General features: G+C 37.7%; 21 protein-coding genes. 5 read left to right on the top strand and 16 right to left on the bottom strand.

What is annotated here, in order from left to right; genetic code table 11:
* Window positions 1-39: 39 nt before the first annotated feature.
* The 14 genes from HNR53_RS14380 to HNR53_RS14310 form a co-directional block, all read right to left on the bottom strand.
* A complete protein-coding gene (locus HNR53_RS14380; protein WP_184527162.1) occupies window positions 40-1,254 on the bottom strand; it encodes a type III PLP-dependent enzyme in 1,215 nt (404 codons plus the stop codon).
* A gap of 28 nt (window positions 1,255-1,282) precedes the next feature.
* Window positions 1,283-2,506 (bottom strand): MFS transporter, encoded by a 1,224-nt coding sequence (locus HNR53_RS14375; RefSeq protein ID WP_184527160.1) that lies wholly within the window; start codon window positions 2,504-2,506, stop codon window positions 1,283-1,285.
* 6 nt (window positions 2,507-2,512) lie between these two features.
* Complete coding sequence (locus HNR53_RS14370; RefSeq protein ID WP_184527158.1) at window positions 2,513-4,627, bottom strand: IucA/IucC family protein; 2,115 nt, start codon at window positions 4,625-4,627, stop codon at window positions 2,513-2,515.
* Window positions 4,624-6,624 carry an IucA/IucC family protein gene (locus HNR53_RS14365; protein ID WP_184527156.1) on the bottom strand — a complete coding sequence of 667 codons (2,001 nt, stop codon included), beginning with the start codon at window positions 6,622-6,624 and terminating at the stop codon, window positions 4,624-4,626. Before HNR53_RS14365 ends, HNR53_RS14370 begins: the two co-directional genes overlap by 4 nt.
* Window positions 6,625-7,293: 669 nt before the next feature.
* Window positions 7,294-7,626 carry a patatin-like phospholipase family protein gene (locus HNR53_RS14360; RefSeq protein WP_281391838.1) on the bottom strand — a complete coding sequence of 111 codons (333 nt, stop codon included), beginning with the start codon at window positions 7,624-7,626 and terminating at the stop codon, window positions 7,294-7,296.
* Window positions 7,627-7,796: 170 nt separating this feature from the next.
* Complete coding sequence (locus HNR53_RS14355) at window positions 7,797-8,588, bottom strand: lipid II flippase Amj family protein (RefSeq protein ID WP_184527152.1); 792 nt, start codon at window positions 8,586-8,588, stop codon at window positions 7,797-7,799.
* Window positions 8,589-8,976: 388 nt separating this feature from the next.
* The gene (locus tag HNR53_RS23095) at window positions 8,977-10,047 is read right to left on the bottom strand and encodes an OsmC family protein (RefSeq protein WP_221452339.1); all 1,071 of its coding nucleotides are present in this window, start codon (window positions 10,045-10,047) and stop codon (window positions 8,977-8,979) included.
* Between the two features lie 38 nt (window positions 10,048-10,085).
* Window positions 10,086-11,213 (bottom strand): MBL fold metallo-hydrolase, encoded by a 1,128-nt coding sequence (locus tag HNR53_RS14340; protein WP_184527151.1) that lies wholly within the window; start codon window positions 11,211-11,213, stop codon window positions 10,086-10,088.
* Window positions 11,214-11,227: 14 nt separating this feature from the next.
* Window positions 11,228-11,671: a cyanase gene (gene cynS / locus HNR53_RS14335; RefSeq protein ID WP_184527149.1), complete on the bottom strand. Its 444-nt coding sequence runs from the start codon at window positions 11,669-11,671 to the stop codon at window positions 11,228-11,230.
* 298 nt (window positions 11,672-11,969) lie between these two features.
* Window positions 11,970-12,788 carry a sulfite exporter TauE/SafE family protein gene (locus HNR53_RS14330; protein ID WP_246439580.1) on the bottom strand — a complete coding sequence of 273 codons (819 nt, stop codon included), beginning with the start codon at window positions 12,786-12,788 and terminating at the stop codon, window positions 11,970-11,972.
* A 112-nt stretch (window positions 12,789-12,900) separates the two neighbouring features.
* The gene (locus tag HNR53_RS14325) at window positions 12,901-13,314 is read right to left on the bottom strand and encodes a DUF302 domain-containing protein (RefSeq protein ID WP_184527147.1); all 414 of its coding nucleotides are present in this window, start codon (window positions 13,312-13,314) and stop codon (window positions 12,901-12,903) included.
* Window positions 13,298-13,669 (bottom strand): hypothetical protein, encoded by a 372-nt coding sequence (locus HNR53_RS14320; protein WP_184527145.1) that lies wholly within the window; start codon window positions 13,667-13,669, stop codon window positions 13,298-13,300. Before HNR53_RS14320 ends, HNR53_RS14325 begins: the two co-directional genes overlap by 17 nt.
* A 12-nt stretch (window positions 13,670-13,681) precedes the next feature.
* Window positions 13,682-14,602, bottom strand: coding sequence for a formate/nitrite transporter family protein (locus HNR53_RS14315; protein WP_184527143.1), 921 nt, complete (start codon window positions 14,600-14,602; stop codon window positions 13,682-13,684).
* Between the two features lie 148 nt (window positions 14,603-14,750).
* Window positions 14,751-15,839, bottom strand: coding sequence for an acyl-CoA dehydrogenase family protein (locus HNR53_RS14310; protein ID WP_184527141.1), 1,089 nt, complete (start codon window positions 15,837-15,839; stop codon window positions 14,751-14,753).
* 420 nt (window positions 15,840-16,259) lie between these two features.
* On the opposite strand from HNR53_RS14310, the gene HNR53_RS23580 reads away from it, so the two are divergent.
* The 5 genes from HNR53_RS23580 to HNR53_RS14285 all read left to right on the top strand — a co-directional run bounded on the left by HNR53_RS23580 (window position 16,260) and on the right by HNR53_RS14285 (window position 20,376).
* The gene (locus tag HNR53_RS23580; protein ID WP_184527139.1) at window positions 16,260-16,844 is read left to right on the top strand and encodes a CGNR zinc finger domain-containing protein; all 585 of its coding nucleotides are present in this window, start codon (window positions 16,260-16,262) and stop codon (window positions 16,842-16,844) included.
* Window positions 16,845-17,207: 363 nt separating this feature from the next.
* The gene (gene tatA, locus HNR53_RS14300; RefSeq protein ID WP_184527137.1) at window positions 17,208-17,393 is read left to right on the top strand and encodes a twin-arginine translocase TatA/TatE family subunit; all 186 of its coding nucleotides are present in this window, start codon (window positions 17,208-17,210) and stop codon (window positions 17,391-17,393) included.
* Between the two features lie 4 nt (window positions 17,394-17,397).
* On the top strand, window positions 17,398-18,732 hold the full coding sequence (locus HNR53_RS14295) for an ABC transporter substrate-binding protein (protein ID WP_184527135.1): 1,335 nt from the start codon (window positions 17,398-17,400) through the stop codon (window positions 18,730-18,732).
* Between the two features lie 11 nt (window positions 18,733-18,743).
* On the top strand, window positions 18,744-19,598 hold the full coding sequence (gene ntrB / locus HNR53_RS14290) for a nitrate ABC transporter permease (protein WP_184527133.1): 855 nt from the start codon (window positions 18,744-18,746) through the stop codon (window positions 19,596-19,598).
* Entirely contained in the window at window positions 19,588-20,376 is a 789-nt protein-coding gene (locus HNR53_RS14285; protein WP_184527131.1) for an ABC transporter ATP-binding protein, read from the top strand. Before ntrB ends, HNR53_RS14285 begins: the two co-directional genes overlap by 11 nt.
* Before the next feature lie 340 nt (window positions 20,377-20,716).
* On the opposite strand, the gene HNR53_RS14280 is transcribed toward HNR53_RS14285, so the two are convergent.
* Window positions 20,717-21,430 carry a Crp/Fnr family transcriptional regulator gene (locus tag HNR53_RS14280; RefSeq protein ID WP_184527129.1) on the bottom strand — a complete coding sequence of 238 codons (714 nt, stop codon included), beginning with the start codon at window positions 21,428-21,430 and terminating at the stop codon, window positions 20,717-20,719.
* Between the two features lie 182 nt (window positions 21,431-21,612).
* Entirely contained in the window at window positions 21,613-22,845 is a 1,233-nt protein-coding gene (locus HNR53_RS14275; RefSeq protein ID WP_184527127.1) for an FprA family A-type flavoprotein, read from the bottom strand.
* Window positions 22,846-23,055 lie beyond the last annotated feature (210 nt).

Genomic DNA, 23,055 nt, shown 5'->3' with positions numbered 1-23,055 from the left:
AGGAAATAGAATGAATATATTCAAGTCTACTAGATTTTTTCACACCAGAATCGCCTCATGGATGAGTGTGTCAGATTCTATGTATAGGTGATCTGGATGCGGATGACTGAGAAAGTCATGATGTGAAATAGCCCAACCATAGGCTCCCGCATAATGGAAAAGAAGAATATCGCCAACCCTTACACGTGGAACGAGAATATCTCTTGCCAGTACATCGTTAGGAGTACATAGCTCTCCTGCCACAGTAATGACAGACTCTGTTACCTCAGGACGTGAAAATGGGTATGACCACTTTTCTACTGGTACAACTGTAAAAGGATGACTCTGTTTCCATGCTGCCGGGAGTCTTAAGTGATGGCTCCCTCCTCGTAACAGACAAAAATATTTCCCATGGTTTTGTTTGATATCTAATACCTCCGCTGCATAATAGCCGCATGAAGAAGTAATGTAACGGCCACATTCAAACACTGTCTGCCAATTAGCATCTTTGTGCTTCTGTATGACTCCTTGTAAATCTTCGATAAAGTCATCCCATGCAAACTGCTCTTCAATATTTTGATAGTTAATCCCAATGCCTCCGCCGACATTGACATAAGAGATATCTATATTCCACTCTTTTCCCCAGCTTTTTGCCCGTTCGAAGCAATGATCGACAAAGTGAGCATGGGCCTTGGAATCGCCATTATTAGACATCGCATGAAAATGAAATCCGAGGATCTTTACATTCGGCAAACATTTTGCTAAAGCAATCGCATTAGGCACCTCGAACTCATCAATTCCAAATTGTGTTGGTACACCTGACATTTTCAATTGTGCATTTGGGACAGAATGACGTAAATTAACACGCAGCAATATCGATACGGTTGTCCCTTTCTGACCAGCAATATGATTGACTAACTGTAATTCATGAAAACTCTCGACATGAAGCAAAGCAACTCTGTTATGAATAGCCCCTTCAATCTCCGCTTGTGTTTTCCCAGGTCCACCGAACAAAATAAGAATTTCCTTATCTACAGCCCTGATTTTCTCTATCTCCCCTAACGAAGCTGCTTCAAACCCATGGACAACCGGAGCTAATGTTTTAAGAAGCGTTTCATCTGAATTTGCTTTAATGGCATAAAATAAACGGAAATTGGAAGGAAGAGTTGTCATTAACCGATCCACGTGATGACGCAGCTTCGATAAATCATATAAATATGCACAAAAAGGATTCTCTCGTTCCATCCTGAGAGATTGGACGATTTTTTCTATCATATTTCTACACCCCATATATATTAGAATATTACAATTTCAAAATTTGCCGCCTTGTTATGACAATGAATATGGTTATAACAAGACAACCTAATCCCATTACAGCTCCTGCCCATTGAATTCCGGTCCAAGCAGCTATGGCACCAATGAGCATCGCTCCTAAAGGAATAAAACCTCTATCCATTAAAGCGATACTTAAAACCCTCCCACGCAGTCGATCGGGAACTTGCATCTGTAAAGTAATCCGGCTTAATGTTCGGTAGGTTTGACTCGTTAATCCGACAAAAAACATTGCGGCACCTGCTACGAACAGATTTTTCGTTCCAATGAAGAGAAGCAAAGAAATTCCAAAACCGATAATGGAATAAATCAGCCACTTTCCCGCTCCCTTAATCTCTTTACCAAGCGAAAGCCATGTCGTACCGACAATGGCACCAATAGAGGAAACCGATAATAGGATGCCAAATCCTTTTGGTCCAAGGCTTAAAAGATCCCTGGAGAATAATGGCAGCATGGTTGTATAGGGAAAACCAAATACCATCGGCACAATGGCTAAAATGAGTAAGGATTGAACAGATGGCTGACCTTTTATATAATGGACTGCCTCACGAAGAGTTGACTTCTCTTTTCCCTTTTTTTCATGGAGTGATATGGAATCTGTACGAATCATCAATAAAGAGAGCAATACACCTAACGTCCCCCACGCATTGATATAGAATAATTGGGCAATATCGATAACGGCAAGCAGCGCTCCTGCAATCGCCGGTCCAATTATCCGGGAAAGGTTGATAATCATCGTATTAATGGCAATGGCACTGGCCATAGAGCTTTGCGGTACAAGATTGGGTATTAATGCATTCCGAATAGGAGGGTCCATCGCTGCCAACATTGCCCGCAGTGTCACAATAAACGCAAAAAGCCAAAAAGACGGGTTTGCCTCAACCAGATAGCCAAGGCAAAATGTCAGCAGCATCATTCCTATCTGAAGCAAAATCAATAATTTTCGTCTATCATATCGATCAGCCAAGATGCCTGCTGGGATACTTAATAAAAAAGCAGGAACTAAACGGCAAGCATTAATAATCCCCAAGTGAAGCGGAGAGTTCGTTAATTGTAAAACCGCCCAATTTAAGGCGACTAAATCCATCCAATCTCCTACCCGTGTCACCAAACTTCCAGACATAAAGATTCTGAATGTCCTTGAACGAAGGGCAAAGCTCGAAGATTTTTGAACTTGAACATCTGCTTGTCCCATGAAAACTTATTCTTCCTTCCGACTAAATTGATAAAGGGGATTGGGAACGATTGCGTAAGAATATTCTTTACTTTCAGGTTCCAAACGCATTTTAGTCAGTGCTTTGTGATCAACCTCAGCTTGATAGAATGCCTCCCTGTCCATACGGACATTTTCCGCATATTGCGGTACAGACTCAAGCTGTGCAAAGACTTGTTCGCAAATCCGATAAATTTCCTGCCACATCTCTTCTTCAGTGATGCCAAAATGCTTGCATACTTGTAGAATGAACTCACCGCAGTGATTCTGGAATACTGTATAGAATGCCTTATTATGCATTTCCTTTAAACTCTCTGTCACCGTGACCGAACCAGGATAAAATGGTGCTTGAAATTGATGTGTATGAAGCCTGTTTCGATAAATTCTCGTTCCTCCCCAATCGCGAAATAGCATTCGAACAGGGCTTCCCTCTTTAAATACCATTACACTGTTTTGCAAGTGACCTTCTAAACCAATTCCGTACTTTACCATCAGGGTAAGAAAACCTGGAAGCGCAATCGAAACATATTCTGAGAAGAACTGAAATGCTGCCTTACGAAGTGAAAATTCCTTCTTTTTCTCGGCATACCTTTCAATTAGCTCGGCAAAAATCGGCTTTTCGCTTATTGGTGATTCAGAAAAAAGTGAGCTGCCAACAATCGCTACTTCATCTAATGCTACAAAGGTTTCTACATTCTCACGTATCACAGCAGATAAATTTCTGTTTTTCAACTCATGATCTGCTTCTGCTTCTTTTACTTTGAAATTAAATCCTGCACACTCACAAATAGGTACAAATGTTTCCAAAAGCTTTTGTTCCTGCTCCATGACGGAACGAATGAGTCGAGTGAAAACAGCAGCATTGTTTGTCGTATTTGGAGAAATAGAGCGGACAGTAGAAGTCATCTGACTGTTAACTGCTACTTTGACCGCATATTTTGTTATCTCACCCTTCGCAAAGGGTACAACGGTTCTAAAAGAAGATGTTGCACCACTTAAAACAACGAAGTCATGGATAGGAATCACAATCCGATCCTGAATTTCTTTGTCATAGATAGCTAGAATGGCATTTTCCAGTTGCCACGGATGGACAGGTACCAGCAGATAATCGGTTACACAAAGACCTAGTTTGGCAAATTGCCGTTCAACAGCCTTTGGCAATTCTGGATACTGTTTAAAGAGAAACGCATTGGCATCGTCTTCATCATTCTGTATCACGTTCCACTCCGCATAATCCTTCCGAATAGCCACAAACTGAATAGCTGCTGCTCCATCGAATTCTGGTGCATAGCGAAACACATCTTCCGGTTTCATGCCTAATTTGGTTTTGGTACCCGGATGAAGATTATGTCCTTCTACAGATAATTGTTCAAAAAACAAACTTGAATCAAATCGATTGTTTTTCTTCTTTTGTAATCGTACCCAATCGATTGTCGTTGCGATTCCTTGTTCTTTCGCCTGCTGCTGAAGCTTCTTTTTCTTCTCTGCCCAATAAGCATAAGATAGCGCCAAATTTGCACTTCCATTTTTCAATTCTGCCGCCAATTTCAGCCAAGCACTTTCCTCCTTTTCAGGATGAAACCCTTCCTTATCACGCAACATCTGAAGCAGTTCAATAGAATGTTCGATTGTGCTAACTCCATCTTTCGAAACATATAAAATGACTCCATCTACTTCCACTCGGTTAAATGCATATGTGCGGCTAATCGGAATGACGAGACATTCTTCCCCAGAAAGAGGATATAATTTGTATTTTTTTCCGCTCTCTAAGCCGTATGTATGGAGGTTTTCAATAATCATTTGCCAATACTTATCAATGACCGGAACATTTAGTGCGTGAATAGAGTCAATAACAAGAAGATCATGCGAACTTGAGGCAAGTCCCATAATATCCTCACGTAACATCGATTCTGTCAGCCTGCGTAAAATCCCCAGCCTCCCTTTTGTGAGAGCTGACACATAAAGAGAAACCATATCTGGGTATTTCTTTTTCAAAAACGCAAGGATTTGCAATTCATCCTGCAACATAAACCCTTGTCTGGAGTACTTATATGCGGTACGCAAAACACCGCTCTGCAAAAGTTGAGTTGAACTTACACTCATAACTGAATCTCTCCTTTCCATTCCATCATAGGATTCGGAACTTCCATAAATGAATAGTCTGTAATATCTCCGCGCAGCCGCATCGTCGTTAGAGCCTTTAAGTCAATCATAGGCTGAAAAAGAGCCTGCTCATCGGCTATAGCTTGTTCGGCAATAGAAGGATCTTTCTTTAACTCTTCAAAAACAGCTTTACATACGACAATGACCTGTTTCCAAAGCCTCTCTTCATTGATTCCAAGAGCACGAACGATGCATGTGATCAATTCAGCAAAATGATTTTGCATAACTGAATACGAAATAATATTTCTTAATTGGGCTTCCTTTTCCGTTACAATGGAGGATCCTGGATAAAACTCCGCTTCATACCCTTGCTTTTGCAATCTTTCCGGTAAAATCCGCGCCCCTCCGAAGTCTCTTAAAAGAATACGCACCAACTCTCCGTGACGAAAAACAGAGACACTATTTTGCATATGACCTTCTAAACTAATTCCATACCGTATCATTAAGATTAGAAAACCCGGTAACGATGCTTTCGCATATTTTTGCATAAATAAAATGGCAGCTTCTCTGACATCAGATAAACCTTTGCAGGCAGCCAATTCCTCAATTAATTCAATGACAATCGGTTTACCACTTATTGGTGACTCCGCTAAAAGCGCTGCGGCAGCCATTGGCGATTCTTCTTCGCTTTTGACATGGTTCTCCGGATTCTCGCGAAGAATCGATGCTAAATTGGCCTGTAGTGTCCACCGCTCCTCCTCCGGCAACGTTGCGTTTACTGGTTGGAAATAGACACCTGCACGTTCTTGAAGAACAACAAACTTTCCCGCAAATTTATTCTCTTTTTCTTGAATGTCAGCTAATATCTTCGAAAGAATAGGCCCATTTACCACTGAATTAGGTGATACGATACGTACAGCACTAGTCGTTTGTATATTGACAGCTGTTTTTATGTGATGCCTTCCCTGTCCACATTTTTGCAGGGGTGCTAATGAGCGAAAAGAAACCAATGGTTGTGCCGGAATACGAAAGTCTAAAATGGGAACAATGATCTTCTGTTCAATCTCTTTTTTGTACAAAGAGTAGACGGTATGGTCAAACTGCCACGGATGGACAGGCATCAATTCAAAATGGGCAGGATTTAATCCTTGCTTTTGCAATGTATCTTCCACAACTGATTGCAGCCCCTCATACTCTTCGAATAAACGGGTTGTTACGGTGTGTTCATCGATGGAAGCCGTTTGACAGTAGTCTTTTCGAACCGCCACAAGAGCTGTCTCTAAAGTAGACCCCCATTCTGGTGAATACCGGATGACATCCTCTACATCAAGACCAAACCTCGTCTTCGCTCCAGGATGCAGGGGATGACCTTCTACTACCCATTGTTCATAAAAAGCCAATGGACTAAAGCTCTCGTTCTCCTTACTTTGTTTGTTCCCCCATTCTAGGGATGTCTGAATATTCTCTAACTTCGCTGCAGGAGCCATCTCCTGTTTTCTCCGGGCAGCACCTGCTAATGCCAAGGTAAGGTTCGCTGCTCCGTTTTGAATCTCCAGTTTGAATCGTTGAAACTGCTCTTCTGTTGCTTCATTTAATAATCCTTCTTCCCGCAACAACTCTAGTAGTTCAACAGGGTGTGAAAGTACGCTAGAATCCTCATGATCATGAACTATAGCAAAATCACCGATATCAAATCTTCCAAGTGAATGCCGCATGTTAACGGAGGTTTGTATCGTTTTTCCACTTGGCAGATGAACGCAAATGCTTGTACCATTTTCCCCAAGCCATGAGACCCTTTCTTCTTCGATTAGCTGTTCACGTATAAGTGCTTGAAAAAGACGCTGAAAGATTCCTCTTCTTCCTGCCTCAAGATTTGCAAGAAATCCTTCTTCCAATGCTGGATTTTTACTCCTTATGTAAGATAACGTTTTTAACTCTTCCACATCATAAGCCTCTTTTTCTATAACTCTAGTAGACTCGGTTCGCAACGAATTCATTTCTCCACACCCTTTACAAAATCATTTGATAATAACCTCTTATATTGATAATGATAATTATTATCAATATAAGATTCGAATATTATAATAATTGATAATGGTTATTATTGTCAATAAATTTCAGTAATAAAAATAATAGATGTTCATGACTTTATAGAAAACTTTATAAGAATCATCTTCAAGGTATGTGAGAAAAGAATCTGATTTTATTTCTAAAGTTATAAAAACTGCACCCCTATTGATAGTTTGGTTTTCAATAGGGGTGCAGTTATATATCTTTTTACAGAAAATAATGGTTTATTGAAAGCCTAAATTCTTGATAAACATCAATCTTTGTGTACTGCTCAAACGATTCATTCCTTGACAAAACAGATATAGAATGTATTTTAATCTTAACAGAACCCACCACGCCTCTTAACAATGCGGACCACGGTGGGTCATTTTATTTATTCAAGGAGAAATTTAAATTGAAACCTGAAAAAGACCAGTTCAAAATAAAGCCTCCTAAAACATACAAAGAACAAATTGAGATATATAAAAGTAGGAATTTATATATCAAGGATTCTGAATACGCAGAAAAAATATTGCAGCGAGTTAATTATTACCGATTATCTGATTATGGTCTTACCATGAAGGAGCCTGTTTTCAAAAATCAATATTCAGGGTGCTTCATTCGGTATAGGCATCTACTAACCTTTTCTTTCCTAGCGCGTCTTTCAATATTACTAGAAGTTGCTTATTTGAATACTTGGCAGACAGTAGTGGGTTCGTTAAAAGATTTTTTGGGAAAATCTTTTCTCCATTATTAATGTATAGGTTCGATATAGCGCTAGCACTGATTCCTGCAGCTGAACCTAAAGCAATAATCCCACCTGTGCTTGTCCCACATATCATGTCAATAAATTGATGGATAGGGGCTCCAAGTTGCTGCTCAATTCTTTCTAAATAAACTGCCGGCAATATCCCTTTCATCCCTCCTCCGTCAATCGAGAGGATTCTCAATTCACTACTTTAATTCTTATTCTACGATATGACCCAAAACCAAAATAAACGCATTTCTTCGAATGTGCCCGATTGTTGCAGATCAGTGGTACTGGAGATAGCACGCGCTTATTGAACTCTAGCTACCCATTAGTACAACAAGAAGTGTATCCTTGTTATAAAAAAGAGTCTTATATAACTTTTGCAATAAATACAATCAAATACGAAGCAGGAATAATTAGTAATAGCGATGCGAATGTTCCCAATGTTTTACTTCCTACCATCCCAATCACAACTGCACGAAAATCTTCTTCTGTGCATTTTCCTTCTATCACATCATCCGTCATAACCGATAACTGCGGGTCTATTAATATGGACATGAGAATCGTTGCAATCCCATTTATGATGGAAGATAAAGTAACGCATGTTGCTCTTAAATCTGGAGCGATACTACCTGCATATATTGGTGCTAAGGCCCCAACCGTTAATAAGGCAACTGCAATGAGATTATAAATGATTATTTTTGTAGGTAATTTCCTTAAATTCAATCCTGTTATATTCTCTTTTACGGGGATTGCGACACAATCCTTTATGTAATTAACTCCAGCTTTTGAAAAACTATGGATAACAAGTTTAGGAATTGACCGTTCGACAGAGAAATTTAATACCCCTTTATAAAAAATCCTTTGAAATGTTGGAATTAAAAAAGCACCAACAATTGTAGCAATACCCGATACTAAAATTATGACATTAAATATATGTAATAAATCATTCGAATCAGAGTTATGTTCTACATATTTGGTTAATAACGGAATTTGAAATGTCACCGCCATTCTTGATACTAACGATAAGATATTAAATACTGCAAATGAAACAGCTATTTTGCCTGTTCTAACACCAACCATTCGGACAGAATACGCCAAAGTCCCTATCAAAGATATTATAAAGTTTAAGATTAAAACAATGATGATTTGTGAACTCAATTACCTTACACCCACTTTTCTTCTATTCTTAATAATTCAAATTTAACATAAATATCCAATTTTATCGAAAGTGTTATGCAATTAAATGGCCCAATTGCTGAGGAAAACTGAAGGACTCTCTCCATTTAGATTATACCCATGCTAGTTACAGGTTTCACTTGAAAGAACGTCTGCTTTTCCTTAAGCAGACGTTCCTTTTCTTGACTAGTTTCTTCTATTAAAACACCTGATCGTTCCGCTTCATGTTTTTGTATATTCCTTATATTTACAAATGATAATATTCCAGTCAAAGTAGAAGTTCTCAAACGTTAAAAAAAGCTGACCTTTAACGATCAGCTTCTTAATAGATTCTTTACTTTTTTCAGTATAAAACTATAATTCTCGAGTATTAAGCTAGATTTAAATGAGCTACTAGATTGACGTTATTGCGAATCGTATTCGCTACAGGGGACCATCTTAATACTTTCTCTTGCATTATTTTCTCTTGCTCTGCTGTTAGATTACCTGTGATATAAGCTTTTACCCGAATTTCAGTAAATCCAGCCACTTGCTCTTCTGGTGTTTTCGCCACACCCCATACTGGTGAAATATCCATGTCTCCCTCTAACTCCAAACGAAGTTCTTCTAATGGAATTCCAATGTCTGTCGCATTGGCCATATAGCCGACCGCCAGACATGCTCCTAATGACGCTAATACATGTTCGGACGGATTTGGTGTTGAATTTGTACCAAATAAATGGCATGGCTCGTCAATTACTACTGGATTTAAATCGCGGACAAATGTATCATTTAAAAATCCGCCTTTATTGATTGTGACTGCTTTAGAAACAACCCGATAGTTTTCTGGTGTCGCTTCTGCTTTTTGCACTAAATCTTTTAATCCTGCTCCATCGATTGGCTCTAAAACTTTATCTTCTTTTCCCTCGGATACATGTAATAGGGCTGCCAAGTTAACATTGTTGCGCATCGTATTAGCTACCGGTGACCATCTAAGTACTTTTTCTTGCATTGTTGCTTCTTGTTCTGGTGTGAAGTCCCCTTTTATAAAAGCATTAACCCGAATTTCAGTGAATCCAGCCACTTGCTCTCCCGGTGTTTTCGCCACACCCCACACAGGAGAAATGTCCATGTCTCCTTCCAGTTCCAAGCGAAGTTCTTCCAATGGAATCTCCATCGCTGTCGCATTGGCCATATAGCCAACGGCCAGGCAGGCACCTAATGACGCTAATACATGCTCGGATGGATTTGGAGTGGAATTTGTGCCAAACAAGTGGCATGGTTCATCAATTACAACCGGGGTTAAATCGCGGACCAGTGTATCATTTAAAAATCCACCTTTATTGATTGTGACTGCTTTGGATACAATTTTATAATTTTCAGGTGTTGTTTCTGCCTTTTTCACTAAATCCTTTAATCCTGATGCATCAATCGGTTCCAATGCTTTTGTTGTTTTTTCCATGTCTTCTTCCTCCTAAAATATCGTTCTATTTTTTTATTTTAATGATTTCCTACTGCACATAGATTTGGTCCAATTTCAAGCTGAGTTTGTTCACTTGGATCGGCTTCACGTTTCCCTTGATTGATTTGCGTAATACGTTCAAAATTAGGAGGCGTATCTCCAAGTCGCTCCATAATAGTAGAGATAAATTGCTCTTTATCTTGGACATTCAGTAATTCAGTTTGTGCTTTTATCTTGGCAAAAGATTCTCCAATAAAGCCTTGTTCATTAATTTCAGACGGGTGGGCAAAATGCCCGGGCAGAATATTCACATCTTCGTCTAACAAATTTAAAATCTTATTCACTGTTTGAAAAAGTATTTCTGACATCTCTTTTGCCCGTCCCTTTAAATCAGGTCGGCCAAGTCCATTCACAAACAAAGTGTCTCCAGTCAAGAAATATTGATCGTCTATAAGCAAACATGTACTAGCACCCGTATGTCCTGGTGTCTTCACACTAATTAGCTCTAAGTTTCCTTGACCGAAAGGAAGTTTCTTTTTATCAGGAAGCGGTGTATATTCCTTTCTGGCGTGTATCATTTCTTCTTCTGCAATCCAATAGTTGGCACCTGTTACATCCGCCAACACTTTGCCGCCGGAAATATGATCTGCGTGCAGATGGGTATCTACAACATGGCGGAGTGAAACGTTTAATGCCTTAGCTAATTTTTGATAAAGGTCAATATGTCGGCTTGGATCGACAATTACTGCTTCGTTGCCGGAGGCCACTAGATAAGAGAGGCATCCTTTTGCATGACGGATGACTTGATACAATTTCACTGATTCGTTTATATATACAGGAACCGTTTCATAAAACTCAGACCATGCCTGCATACCACCAGATAAGTAAGCTACATCATATCCAAACTCTTCAAGAATTTTCGCTGCTCTTTCAGCCAAATGGCCTTGCTCACAAACCGTTACAATTTTTTTATCAAGTGGAATGGTTTCAGTAACAGCTGATCCTAATTCCTTCATCTTGAGAAACTGCATATTCCGAGAATCAGCATGTTTGCCTTCGATATGCCATTTTTCATAGGCTAAGGCTGATCGCAAATCCATAATGACGACCCCCTCTTCTGCATCCATCCTTTCTTTTAATTGATTTGCGTTAATTGATATGGTCATAAATGATGCCCCCCTTAAAATTTTTTATATGGTAAAAACTTCCCATTTAAAGTAATAACTACTCGATCACCTTTTGGATCTTCCTGTTTATCCATATCCATGCTGAAATCGATTGCACTCATGATTCCATCCCCAAATTTCTCATGAATTAATGTCTTAATCGTTTCACCGTATACTAAAATCAATTCATATAAACGATAAATCGTCGGATCGCTTGGCGGCATCGAAAGTGTTGCACCTCTGTAAGGGATTGTTTGTAGAAATTTTGCTACATCTTCCGGTAATTCTAAAAGATCAATGACTTCCTTCGCTTCTTTTTCATCCATAGTATGTTGTCCCATAAGTGCTGCAGTTGTCCATACTTCTGAACGGCCAATTGTTTCAGCAATTCGTGAGAAAGTAAGTCCTTTTTCCTTTTTTGCTTCTAGAATCATTTCTTGTACTTGTATAGTTCTCATCTTGTCTATTCCCCCACTTCATTTATTTGATTGATTACTAACTTGTTAATCACATTATATAACCGTCAAAATTTATTTTGGTGGTTTTTGTCAGATAATCTAACACACTTTTTACTATTAAAGTTGTTTTTAGCGGTTATAATTAATCCTCAAGCCATACGGTAATTGAATCAAAGTCATCAATCAAGCTGACCTATACACAAAAAAGGTGAGTACCCTACGATTTGCAGTGACTTCACCTTTTGTTTACTTTGTGCTATATTCTATTTTTGCTGTTATTAGTGTTTGGGTTCTTACATTATGAATTAAAAATGGATAATGATATTTGCAAGATAGATACCATTAACAAAAAAGTCAGTATACCCTTCAGGATCTTAACATGAATATGCCTGCTCAACATGGTGCCTAAAGGAGCTGAAATGATACTGGCTGTGATTAACGTAATTGTTGGAATCAATAAAATATCATCGCCCATTAATTTACCTATAACAGAACCAATGGAAGAAATAAATGTAATAACTAGAGAAGAAGCAATGGCTGTACGCATTGGAATTTTTAAAATGCTTGTCATGACAGGAACAGCAATGAAAGCTCCTCCTGCACCAACAATTCCTGATACGCCCCCGATCAAGAATGCTAGCGATCCTGCCAGTTTTTTATTAAACTGAACCTTTCTATCATTCTCATGTTCATTCTGTTGATTTGATCCAAACATTAAGATAACCGCCATAATTGTTAACATAGTATAAGTAATATTGATCGCTTCTTCTGGTAATAATTTAGAACCAAATCCCCCTAGAAAGCTCCCAGTAATCATAAAAGTCCCCATTGTAGCAACGAGAGATTTATGAATGTACTCTCCTTTTCGAAAAGATACCATAGCTGCCAGTGTCGTAAAAAATACTTGTACTGAACTCATCGCTGTGACTTCCTGCGGAGAAAAGGATGAAAAACCAAGTAAAGGCGGAATATACAGTAATAACGGGTAATTGATAATGGCTCCTCCAATGCCTAACATACCTGAGATCAGAGAACCTAAAAAACCTATTACAAATATGAAAAAAATCAAACCAACCTCTCCTTCCTTATTCAGGTCTTCCGATTGTGAACAATACAAAAACGAACCTCCTTTTCAGCAGGACATGATTCATTCCCGAAAAGGAGGTTGTTCCGTTATATTACTAAATTCCATTCAGCCGCAAGATTGACACTGTTGTGAATAATTGCCTCTAACGGCACTGCTCTACCAATCTAGTAAGTATTGCATTGACTTCTTGTGCCCAATAGCGAAGTTCCTTAACTTGTTTTATATACTCTTTAAAAAGATAATCCATATCACGGAAGATGACAGTGCTCCCTTTACCCGATTGGGACTGGATAACTGATATTCTAAGTGGAATATCAATTGCTGCCATTGGAAGTTTTTCTAATAATTTTGATCCCATTCGAGGATTACCAAACAAAATCGTAAAAGCTGGATATGAATATACCCGAAGTGCTTCCATATCATTTTGATGGTCTACCACTGCATATAACTTGATTCCATGTTCCTCTATACAAGTACAAATCTTCTTAACTAGATTTTTAGGCTCGTTATTTATATACATTGTTTTTAGAGAATTAAATTTATGCTGAATACTCATGGATTTGAACAACTTTCGTATTCTTTTTGCTATCAATTCCTAACACACGATCTAAAGATACAATACCTCTTAATCCTTCTTGATTTCTCACATAAAAATATTCTTCATCATATTTTAAAAATAGAGGATATAATGAGCTGATAGAATCCTCACTATTCACGATCGTTCTCGTTTTATCAGGAAATGTAGAAGCAGGAAGCATAATTTCCTTTACTAATAATTGTTCTCCGGTATCTCCCACTTCAGAGAAATGAGGATAACGTGAATGAAACCACTTAATGGCCAAAAGGATAATAAGATTTCCACCGATAAATAGTGTCCAAACAATCGGATTTAAAATTGAATAACTTTCCATAATAGCCTCCTTTTATGAACGTTTTTGTTTTACTCGATAAAGCAACATGACTTTCCGTGGATTGCTGACAAAATGAAAAACTGTCGCAACAAATAGTACACCACCGATAAAGTTTCCCATTAAGGTTAAGACTTGGTTATAGGCCCAGCCATATTGCCCAAATCCCCAATGCAATAAAGCAGTTGAACCCGAATCTGTCAGTGGAGCACCCGTTAAGGCAGTAAAGTCAGACTGCATTAATAATGGTAATGCGATGAAGCCAATATTCGCAATCGCATGTTCGGTCATACTGCCGACAAAAGCAAAGGGACCATAATACGCTACTGCCATTTTTCCAACATCAGACCTTGCTTTTAAATACATAAACATCGCTGTTTGCAAAAACCATGTACATAAAATGCCTAGCAGGAAGATGGATAAACCATCCATGCCTGTTTTTGATACTGCAAGCGCGTGGGCTCTTAAAGCATAGATACTTTTTTCAAAAGGACCCCCGGCAAAAGCCAGAAGTGACATAAAAGATAAACTCCCCAATGCATTCCCGATATATCCTGCAATAACAAATAAGATATATTGTACAATGGTAATCTTTTTATGAAAGACTCCGATAATTCCTAAGGCCATTTCCGCTGTAATTAATGACATCCCCGTCATCATGATGACAACCAATGAAAACCCAAAAACAAGACCCATCACAAGATTTTGCAGACCCGGTATGGGTATTCCGGCAGAAACAGAAAGTGAAAGTGTAGCTCCAAAAGCAACAATTGCCCCGCCAGCAAACGCGTGTAATAAAAAGGATAAGGGTCTATTTTTCAGCATTTTCCATTTATCCTTACTTAACTGGGCTGCCCGATACATCGTTTCTTCCATCGAGTATGGTCCCATATCAGGTGAATGATTTATTACTGGGTTCACTTTTTCCTTTTCCATTCATTCATCCCCCCTTCTTTTTATGTTCAAAACCTTTATATTATTGGTTCCATTCATGGATACCTTCCGAGAAGCATTCTCTGCGACAAAGAATAGTTCTCGAAAGATACAACTGGCCATGAATGATCATATTAAAAACAAATAGTATTCAATTTACACCTAGAAGGGGATTTGATTGTTCATGAAGCATTCTCTTTAAATGTTTAATAGCAGGGGTTACTACAGCGATAAATAACGCTTCCCGTAGTCTTCTCATACTATCTGATTTTTTCAAATAACCTGCAGCCCCTTGATACAACATGGCTATTTCAGCTGTCTTTAGTGCCAATTCAGCTCCCTGTAAACGAATTTGTACAGCATCATTAAAGGGAACCTCTATAGTGGATTCAAATAAATCATGTATTTTATGTTGAACAGCTTCTAATTCGTCTAATATATGTTCTGTTGAAACGCCAATAAATTTATTTGATTCATTCTGTTTTTTGATACACTTTTGCATCGTATCAACTGATGCTTTAATGAGCCCTATCCCCATTCCAGTTTGAGTTAACATAAAACTTGAACGTATAGTTTTAACAAAATCATCTGCGGATGTAGAAATCATGACATTATCCTCAAGAAATACATCATCGAAACGACAAGTAAAGGATCGAGTCCCATTTAATCCGGCAAAGTCTTTATGTTCTGTTAGGGTTAAACCCAGAGAATCGCAGTTAACCATTGCGAAAATTCGTTGTTCCTCATCTACTTGGGCAATAATTCCGAACCAGTGTCCTTTCCCTAAATTTGAAACATACGGGAGAATACCATTGATTGTATACCCATTTTCATGTCGTTCTGCTGTTAAGCGTAATGTCTCCATTCCCGCATAATACTTCATCGGATTTGATAATCCTGTACCTGCTAATACTTCACCACTTTCCAAAAGAGGAAGTAATGTTTCCTTTAAGTATGCATTTCCAGAATTGGATATAAAAGAAATAGCCGTAGTATGGCACCAAATAAGAAATGAAGTAGAAACGCAAGATCTTGCAGCTATGTTGATCAATTGCAGTCTTTTCAACATTTCCTCTTTATATGTTAGTTCCGAAATTTGATAAGCTCCCGCTTTTCCCAAAGCTCTTAATACCGTTTCCGGATAAACACCTTCCTCGTCTATGGCCCTGGTCATTGGGGATAATTCCTCTTTTAAAATACTCTCATACTTGTTTAATACATTGTTATTGGCTAACAACATTTTTGGACACCACCTATTTTAGATTTTTTATTAAAATTTTAATTTTAATAAGTATTCAGTCCCTTTTGGTTAATAATCACCTCTTTGGCTATCATTTGGTGCTATTGATTTCTGCTCTGTACCCTTTTTTGCTCTGATTCCTTAATAATCACATTATATAACCACCAAAAATATTTTTGGCAGTAATTGTCAGATCTCCTAACATTCTTTTAAAATACATCTTTTATATATCACTGGATTCAAAGATAGAACATGGTGCTATCAGAAGATCTAAAGAGGAAACTTTATTTATAATCAGGCAGGAAATGGATCTAGTAAATGGATCAAATCAATGTTGTATCCAATTAAGGAATATAAAAATTTTGGTGTTTTATTGACATTAGGTCTATAATAGGTAAAACCGATTTTATTGGTTAGGAGGTGGTTCCTATTAGTAGTCATCGAAGTTTTGTTTTCGTAGGTGGGAATACAGCTGTAGATTTTTCAAATACGATTAAAATGGTTGATGGGTCCAAAACAGATTTACTAGGCTCTTCATATCTGCTCTATGATTGGACACAAAAACTAAAAATTGATGTTCCTTTGGAATCCATTGAAGCCAATTTCGACCATTTTATTACACTAAGAAATTTAATTCACCAATGCTTTCAAGATTTTGCGTATAAAAGAGAGATCGATCCAAATCATTTACAGGCTGTTAATGATTTCATACGGCAATTTGGTATCTATCCGCAGATTCGTCCTGAACCGACAAACTTTCCATCTTTATCGTATGAATCAAAACAATTGAATTCTCCCTTACTTCATCACATTGTTCAATCTTTCTTTGAAGTCATTTCACAAAAAAAGATCCTGGATCGTTTAAAACCTTGTGAAAATGATGATTGTGTTTTGCTTTTCCTAGATAAATCTAAAAATAAAACACGCAGATGGTGCAGTATGACGATTTGTGGAAATAAAATAAAAGCGTCTCGATTTTATTATCGTAACCGGCATCCTTTATAAGCTTATGACCCCCTTGACTCCTCCATGGAATCAAGGCTTTTTTTTCGCTATAAAGCTTTTATTATGATGTTCAACCTCAACCTATTCTCTCCCTTAAACTTCATTTCTCTCTTTCTCGACATCTAATTAAGAATTTTTATGGTAATACGAACTTTATAAAAGGTTAAAAAATATGTTAGAACACCTAACAATAACTGCCAAAACTATTTTTAATGGTTATATAATACGGATATTAACTTTTAGTTAACTCCATTTGTTTATTGTTGGGTAATAAGCTATAGGACATCTATGCAACATATTCGCATCATCATAATGTCCTTATCACAAAGAAACGCAATAAGAAAGGGAAGGGGGAAATACAGAATGCTATCCAATATTGGAATACCCGGATTAATTCTCATCATTACTTTAGCCTTAATTATTTTTGGTCCCAGTAAATTGCCGGAATTAGGGCGAGCAGCAGGGAACACATTACGAGAGTTTAAGGAATCCACACGTCCTGTCTTTACAGAAGAAGATGATATGAAAAATGATAAAGGAGAAAAATAAAGATATGAAAAATGAATCTAACTCACATATTTGCTATGACGGCTGCACTCATGAATCACATCAATATTTAGAAACTCCTATTGTAAAACCTTCACAACTTGATGATTATCATTCTGACATAAAGGATTTAGGTTTAAACATGATGTCCAGGAGGAATTTTCTAAAGTCCTCTACTGCAACATTAGGAATGCTAATGCTCATGAGCGGAGGTGCCCTCTCCCTTTTAGCTGCTTGCGGTAATGATGAATTAAATAAAAATGTAATTAACACGGATCTAGAGAAACCCGAACTAACAATAGGATTTATCCCAATAACCTGTGCAACCCCCATCATTATGGCTGATCCTATGGGATTTTATAAAAAATATGGATTAAATGTAACAGTTAAAAAATATGCAGGCTGGGCAGATATAAGAGATGCATTTATTGCAGGAGAGATTGACGCAGCCCATCTACTTTCACCAATGACTCTTGCCTTATCGATGGGAATAGGCTCGAGTGCAGTCCCTACTAGATTAGCAGCGATAGAAAATATTAATGGCCAGGCTATTACGCTGGCAAATAAGCATAAAGGCAAGGTTAAAGATATTAAAGATTTAAAGGGTATGACTCTAGGTATACCTTTTGAATATTCCATGCATAATCTTCTGCTTCGCTATTATTTAGCAGAAGGAGGACTAAATCCTGATATCGATGTAAACATAAGAGTAACTCGGCCGGCAGATATGGTAGCCAACCTGGCCTCAGGGAACATTGATGGTTTTTTGGGACCAGAACCATTTAATCAAAGAGCTGTTTTCCAAGAGTTTGGTTTTATCTTTAAACTAACAAAAGATTTGTGGACCAACCATCCTTGCTGTGCTTTCGGTGTTAAACAAGATTTTATTGATAAAAACCCTAAGACCTACAACGCTTTACTAAAATCAATCACAGATGCAACATACTATAGCAGTGATAACACTAATCGAGAAAAAATTGCTAAAGCAATCTCCACAAAGCAATATTTAAATCAGCCGGAAGAGGCTGTCAAACAAGTTCTGACTGGAAAAGGTCCAGATGGAACTGGAAATATAATAAACGATCCCAAAAGAATTGATTTTGATCCATTCCCTTATAAAAGCTTTGGCGCATGGATGTTAACTCAATTTAGCAGATGGGATTATGTAAAAGAACCGCTAGATACAGAGGAAATAAAGAAAATCGTAGATGAAGTATTCCTAACCAATGATTTAAGGCAGATCCAAAAGGAATTAGGACATTCAATTCCTGAAAATGATTATAAAGTTGAAACTATTATGGGTAAGGCTTTTGACATCGATAATTTATGGATGACGAATTAGGAGGTATAAAAATGAAAGCGAAAATAGATCATTCAAGTGTTATTTCAAACATTTCTTTTTCGAAAAAAAAATTAAGGGATAAAAGGACATTATCTGTAAACATGAAAGCCTTCCTTGTTTTTATAGGTATGATTTTCGCAACAAGTGTAATATGGGAAACAGTTGTACGAATGGGATTCGTTTCATCTCTTGTTCCGGCTCCCACTCAAGTGATCGTTAGTGGTTACGAAACATTAAAGGATCCATTTTATAACTATGGCGTAAATGATGTAGGAATTGGTTTACATCTTCTATCAAGCCTGCAACGTGAATTAACGGGATTTTTATTAGCGTCTTTAATAGCTGTTCCATTAGGTTTTTTAATTGGAACATCTGAGGTGGTATCAAAAGCCATAGATCCTATTGTACAAATTTTACGTCCAGTCTCACCTTTGGCATGGCTTCCAATAGGTTTGGCAACTCTGCAAGATTCAGAGAGTACAGCGATTTTTGTCATTCTTATCTCCAGTCTTTGGCCAATACTTCTAAATACTATTTTTGGAGTCCGAAATATTTCTCCAATCTACTTAAACGTGGCACGCACTTTAGAAACTAATCGATGGATGGTTATTCGTTATATTTTACTTCCTGCTTCATTACCTAATATAATCACAGGTTTACGAGTGAGTATGGGTGTGGCATGGCTCGTTATCATTGCTGCTGAAATGCTTATTGGAGGAAGAGGAATTGGTTACTTTGTATGGAATGAATGGAACAACTTAAATATTTCTAACATTATTGTCTGTATATTAGTCATTGGGTTAGTTGGAATTGGATTAGATCGATTACTAGGAATATTAGAAAAGAGGTTTAGTTATGATGGATAAATATTTTCTTCAAATTAGTAATGTGGCTAAGTCGTATAAAACCAGAGGAAAAGTTTCAGAAGTTCTAGATATGATATCTCTTCAAATTAACGAAGGTGAATTTATATCTTTAATTGGACCTAGTGGTTGTGGAAAAAGTACCCTGCTAAATATGATTGCAGGATTGGAGACCTATCAGAAGGGAACCATTAAATTAAAGGATAAATTAATTGAAGGTCCTGGAGTGGACCGTGGAATGGTGTTTCAAAATCATGCACTTTTCCCTTGGATGACAGTCTTTGAAAATATTATGTTTGCCTTAAATAGTGTAATGGAGAATAAAAGTAAGGAAGAAAAAGAGATACTAGCCAATAAGTATTTAGATCTAGTAAAACTATCGTCTGCTAAAGATAAAAAACCTAAAGAAATCTCGGGAGGTATGAAGCAAAGAGTCGGAATTGCCAGGGCATTTGTGATCAATCCAAAAGTCTTACTGCTGGATGAACCTTTTGGTGCATTAGATGCTATCACACGCGAAGAGCTGCAAGATGAATTAGAACGGATATGGGAACAAGATAAACGAACAGTTATTATGGTTACCCATGATGTAGAGGAGGCCATCCTACTATCAGACCGTATTGTTGTAATGAGCCATGGACCAAAAGCAAGGATTCAAGAAATTATTAATGTCGATATACCACGACCAAGAAAAAAATCTGAACTGCTAGATAACCCAAGGTTTAATAAATTAAAAAAAGAATTAATCAAGATGCTTCATTCAGAAAGTATTAAGACTTAATTTAAGACAGTCCCAAAAGGTGTCACCACTCTTAATTAATTTTTCTGGAATCTATTGGAACCTTTTTATATAGAATATCCTCACCTTTTGGGATTTAAATATTAACGTAACCTCTATGATCGAGTGCATCTTTATGGATTTCATAACAAGGTTCCAGTCCATATTTTTCAATTCCTTCATTATATTCCACCCATTTTTGATAGCACGGAAGATAAAATTCCCAGTTTAACTCCTCATCTTTCACACCCTAGCAGCTGTTGATAAAAATAGATAAAATATAAACCCCTTATTAGATCTTATAAGGGGTTTCCTCCTATTAATTCTTTGGCGCATTTAGTATCTACTGAATATATTCTTCCAAAGCCGATTGATCCCTCACAAAAAGGTGTTTATTTCCCGATAAAGAAATAAACCCTAAATCTTCAAACTTGCTGAACTTCCGGCTGATCGTTTCTCTTGTCACGCCGACATAACTGGCGGCTTCTTCCCTTGTGACCGGCAGTTCAATCAAAACGCCTTCCTTCTTCTTTCTGCCAAACTTCTGGCTGAATTCCAGTATCATACTAGCAATTCTCACTTCTGGATCCTTCGTGGCTAAGTTTTGCGCTAAATTTTCTGTATGGGCTAATCGTTTCGTTACCGCCTTTAATAGTTTCAGTGAGATCCCCGGATTGGCTTCCATAATACGATCAATATCCGATTTTGTTAACATGCATACCTGAGTTTCCTCTAAGGCGCAGACACTGAAATTGGTTGCTTCATCATTATTAAACAGATGTAATTCGCCAAAGAATTCGCCGCTGGATAGGATATATAGAATTTGTTCCTTGCCGTTGACGGTATATTTCGATATCTTGACCCGGCCTTTATTGACGATAAACAAGGTATCTGATTTATCGCCTTCATGCAGAAGAATCTCGCCTTTTTTAAATTTCATATGTTTCGTCATATTTGCTACTTTTTGAATCTCCTCATTGGATAGCCCGCCGAAGATTGGAACCTTTTTCGGGCAGGGTCCCTGAACTTTATTATGATTACAAATATGTTCGTTCATTTTCATCACCTAATAACATTTTATTTGATAATGATTATCATCATATAACAAACTATATCATGACTAAAATAACGAAAATGTGCTTTAAATCACACTATTTTTATGTAAATAAATACACAATAAAAAAAGTCCTTCATAACCCGGATGAAGGACTTTTTTCAGCTGCCAATTATTTCTTCCTCTTAAACGGCACTCAACAGCAAATCAGCTACATAGGCTGCAGAGTGTTCTACTTTTCTCAATTGTTCCCCCTTAGGAGCAAATCTTACTCTTACCGGAAATTCCACATCCGTCATGCCTGTTGTTTTGATCACTTGTGAGGTGCTTTGAACATCCATATTCGTTTGTGTTAAATAGTCCTGAATGACTTCAATGGCTTCACCGCTCCAGCCGTATGAACCGAAGGCAGCACCGATTTTTCCTTCCAAATTCATCTTTGTCATTTCCCGCAGTACATCTTCAAGACGCCCAATCATATCGGCATATTTTGTTGAACTTCCAACAAATACTGCATCCGCATGCTTAATACTTTCAATAATCTCAGCCTTATCGGACTTATCCGCATTGAAAAGGGAGACTTCAATATTGCTTTCTTCCAGCACTTTCTTTAGATTTTCCGCAATCTTTTTCGTGCTGTTCCTCCATGTGGTATAGACAATCACGGCTTTCTTGCCAGCAGGACAATCAACACTCATGGATTCATATATATCGACATACTTCTCAATATCCTCCCGCAAAATAAATCCGTGGGACGGAGCAATCATTTGTACATCTAAGTCTTCCAACGCATCAATCAGCGTTTTCACATATCGGCGGTGCGGATGGATAATCGCCTGATAATAGCCGATAAAATCATCGGTTATATCAAAGCCGGCCTGATCAGCGAAAACCTCATGATTAGCGACATGGGTGCTAAAGATATCACATGGGAAGAGAATCTTATCCTCGACACAGTACGTAATCATCGTTTCCTGTGTATGCAGATAAGGAGTTTCTTTAAACTTTAACGTTTTCCCGCCGATATCCAATGTATCTCCATCTTTTACAACAAGGAAATTCCTGCTGTGCAGATTGTACATTTCCTTCAATTCATTCACTGCCGGCTCAGTGCAGACAATAGTTGCTTCAGGTGCTCTTCTTGATAATAAGGCTAAGCCGCCTGAATGATCTGGTTCTGTATGGTTAATCACAATATATTGAATATCCTTCAGCTCAACCATTTTGCTTAAATGCTCTACAAACTCCCGGCCGAACTCCATATCAACCGTATCGATAACCGTTGGTTTTTCTGTTTTTAACAGGTAAGCATTATAGGTTGTTCCTTTTTCTAAAACCAAGCGGTGAAACGGTACTTTTCTATCATCATTTTTTCCTACAAGATATACATTCTCCGCTAACATGACTTGATTCATCATCTATATAATCCCCCTGAAATTTCAATTGATCGTGTTTCTCACTGGATTCATCTTACAACACTATCAAAAATCAAATCAGGATTAGAATCACAATTTAGCAAAAAGGGAAACAGCGCCAATATGTCCAGGACGAAATGCCAAATGAATACGCGGTTTCCCTTAAACTAAATGCTTTATGTTCAAAAGGTATGTTTATTCTATTATACTTAA

It is taken from the genome of Bacillus benzoevorans, assembly GCF_014207535.1.
Taxonomy (GTDB): Bacteria; Bacillota; Bacilli; order Bacillales; family Cytobacillaceae; genus Bacillus_BD; species Bacillus_BD benzoevorans.
Note: the sequence above shows the minus strand (reverse complement) of the source record. Positions and strands in the feature narration are given on the sequence as shown.

What these genes read in the sequence shown, in the direction of transcription:
- HNR53_RS14380 (WP_184527162.1), bottom strand. Translation starts at nt 1,254, where the DNA reads ATGATAGAAAAAATCGTCCAATCTCTCAGGATGGAACGAGAGAATCCT.
- HNR53_RS14375 (WP_184527160.1), bottom strand. Translation starts at nt 2,506, where the DNA reads ATGGGACAAGCAGATGTTCAAGTTCAAAAATCTTCGAGCTTTGCCCTT.
- HNR53_RS14370 (WP_184527158.1), bottom strand. Translation starts at nt 4,627, where the DNA reads ATGAGTGTAAGTTCAACTCAACTTTTGCAGAGCGGTGTTTTGCGTACC.
- HNR53_RS14365 (WP_184527156.1), bottom strand. Translation starts at nt 6,624, where the DNA reads ATGAATTCGTTGCGAACCGAGTCTACTAGAGTTATAGAAAAAGAGGCT.
- HNR53_RS23095 (WP_221452339.1), bottom strand. Translation starts at nt 10,047, where the DNA reads ATGGAAAAAACAACAAAAGCATTGGAACCGATTGATGCATCAGGATTA.
- HNR53_RS14340 (WP_184527151.1), bottom strand. Translation starts at nt 11,213, where the DNA reads ATGACCATATCAATTAACGCAAATCAATTAAAAGAAAGGATGGATGCA.
- cynS (WP_184527149.1), bottom strand. Translation starts at nt 11,671, where the DNA reads ATGAGAACTATACAAGTACAAGAAATGATTCTAGAAGCAAAAAAGGAA.
- HNR53_RS14325 (WP_184527147.1), bottom strand. Translation starts at nt 13,314, where the DNA reads ATGAGTATTCAGCATAAATTTAATTCTCTAAAAACAATGTATATAAAT.
- HNR53_RS14320 (WP_184527145.1), bottom strand. Translation starts at nt 13,669, where the DNA reads ATGGAAAGTTATTCAATTTTAAATCCGATTGTTTGGACACTATTTATC.
- HNR53_RS14315 (WP_184527143.1), bottom strand. Translation starts at nt 14,602, where the DNA reads ATGGAAAAGGAAAAAGTGAACCCAGTAATAAATCATTCACCTGATATG.
- HNR53_RS14310 (WP_184527141.1), bottom strand. Translation starts at nt 15,839, where the DNA reads ATGTTGTTAGCCAATAACAATGTATTAAACAAGTATGAGAGTATTTTA.
- tatA (WP_184527137.1), top strand. Translation starts at nt 17,208, where the DNA reads ATGCTATCCAATATTGGAATACCCGGATTAATTCTCATCATTACTTTA.
- HNR53_RS14295 (WP_184527135.1), top strand. Translation starts at nt 17,398, where the DNA reads ATGAAAAATGAATCTAACTCACATATTTGCTATGACGGCTGCACTCAT.
- ntrB (WP_184527133.1), top strand. Translation starts at nt 18,744, where the DNA reads ATGAAAGCGAAAATAGATCATTCAAGTGTTATTTCAAACATTTCTTTT.
- HNR53_RS14285 (WP_184527131.1), top strand. Translation starts at nt 19,588, where the DNA reads ATGATGGATAAATATTTTCTTCAAATTAGTAATGTGGCTAAGTCGTAT.
- HNR53_RS14280 (WP_184527129.1), bottom strand. Translation starts at nt 21,430, where the DNA reads ATGAACGAACATATTTGTAATCATAATAAAGTTCAGGGACCCTGCCCG.
- HNR53_RS14275 (WP_184527127.1), bottom strand. Translation starts at nt 22,845, where the DNA reads ATGATGAATCAAGTCATGTTAGCGGAGAATGTATATCTTGTAGGAAAA.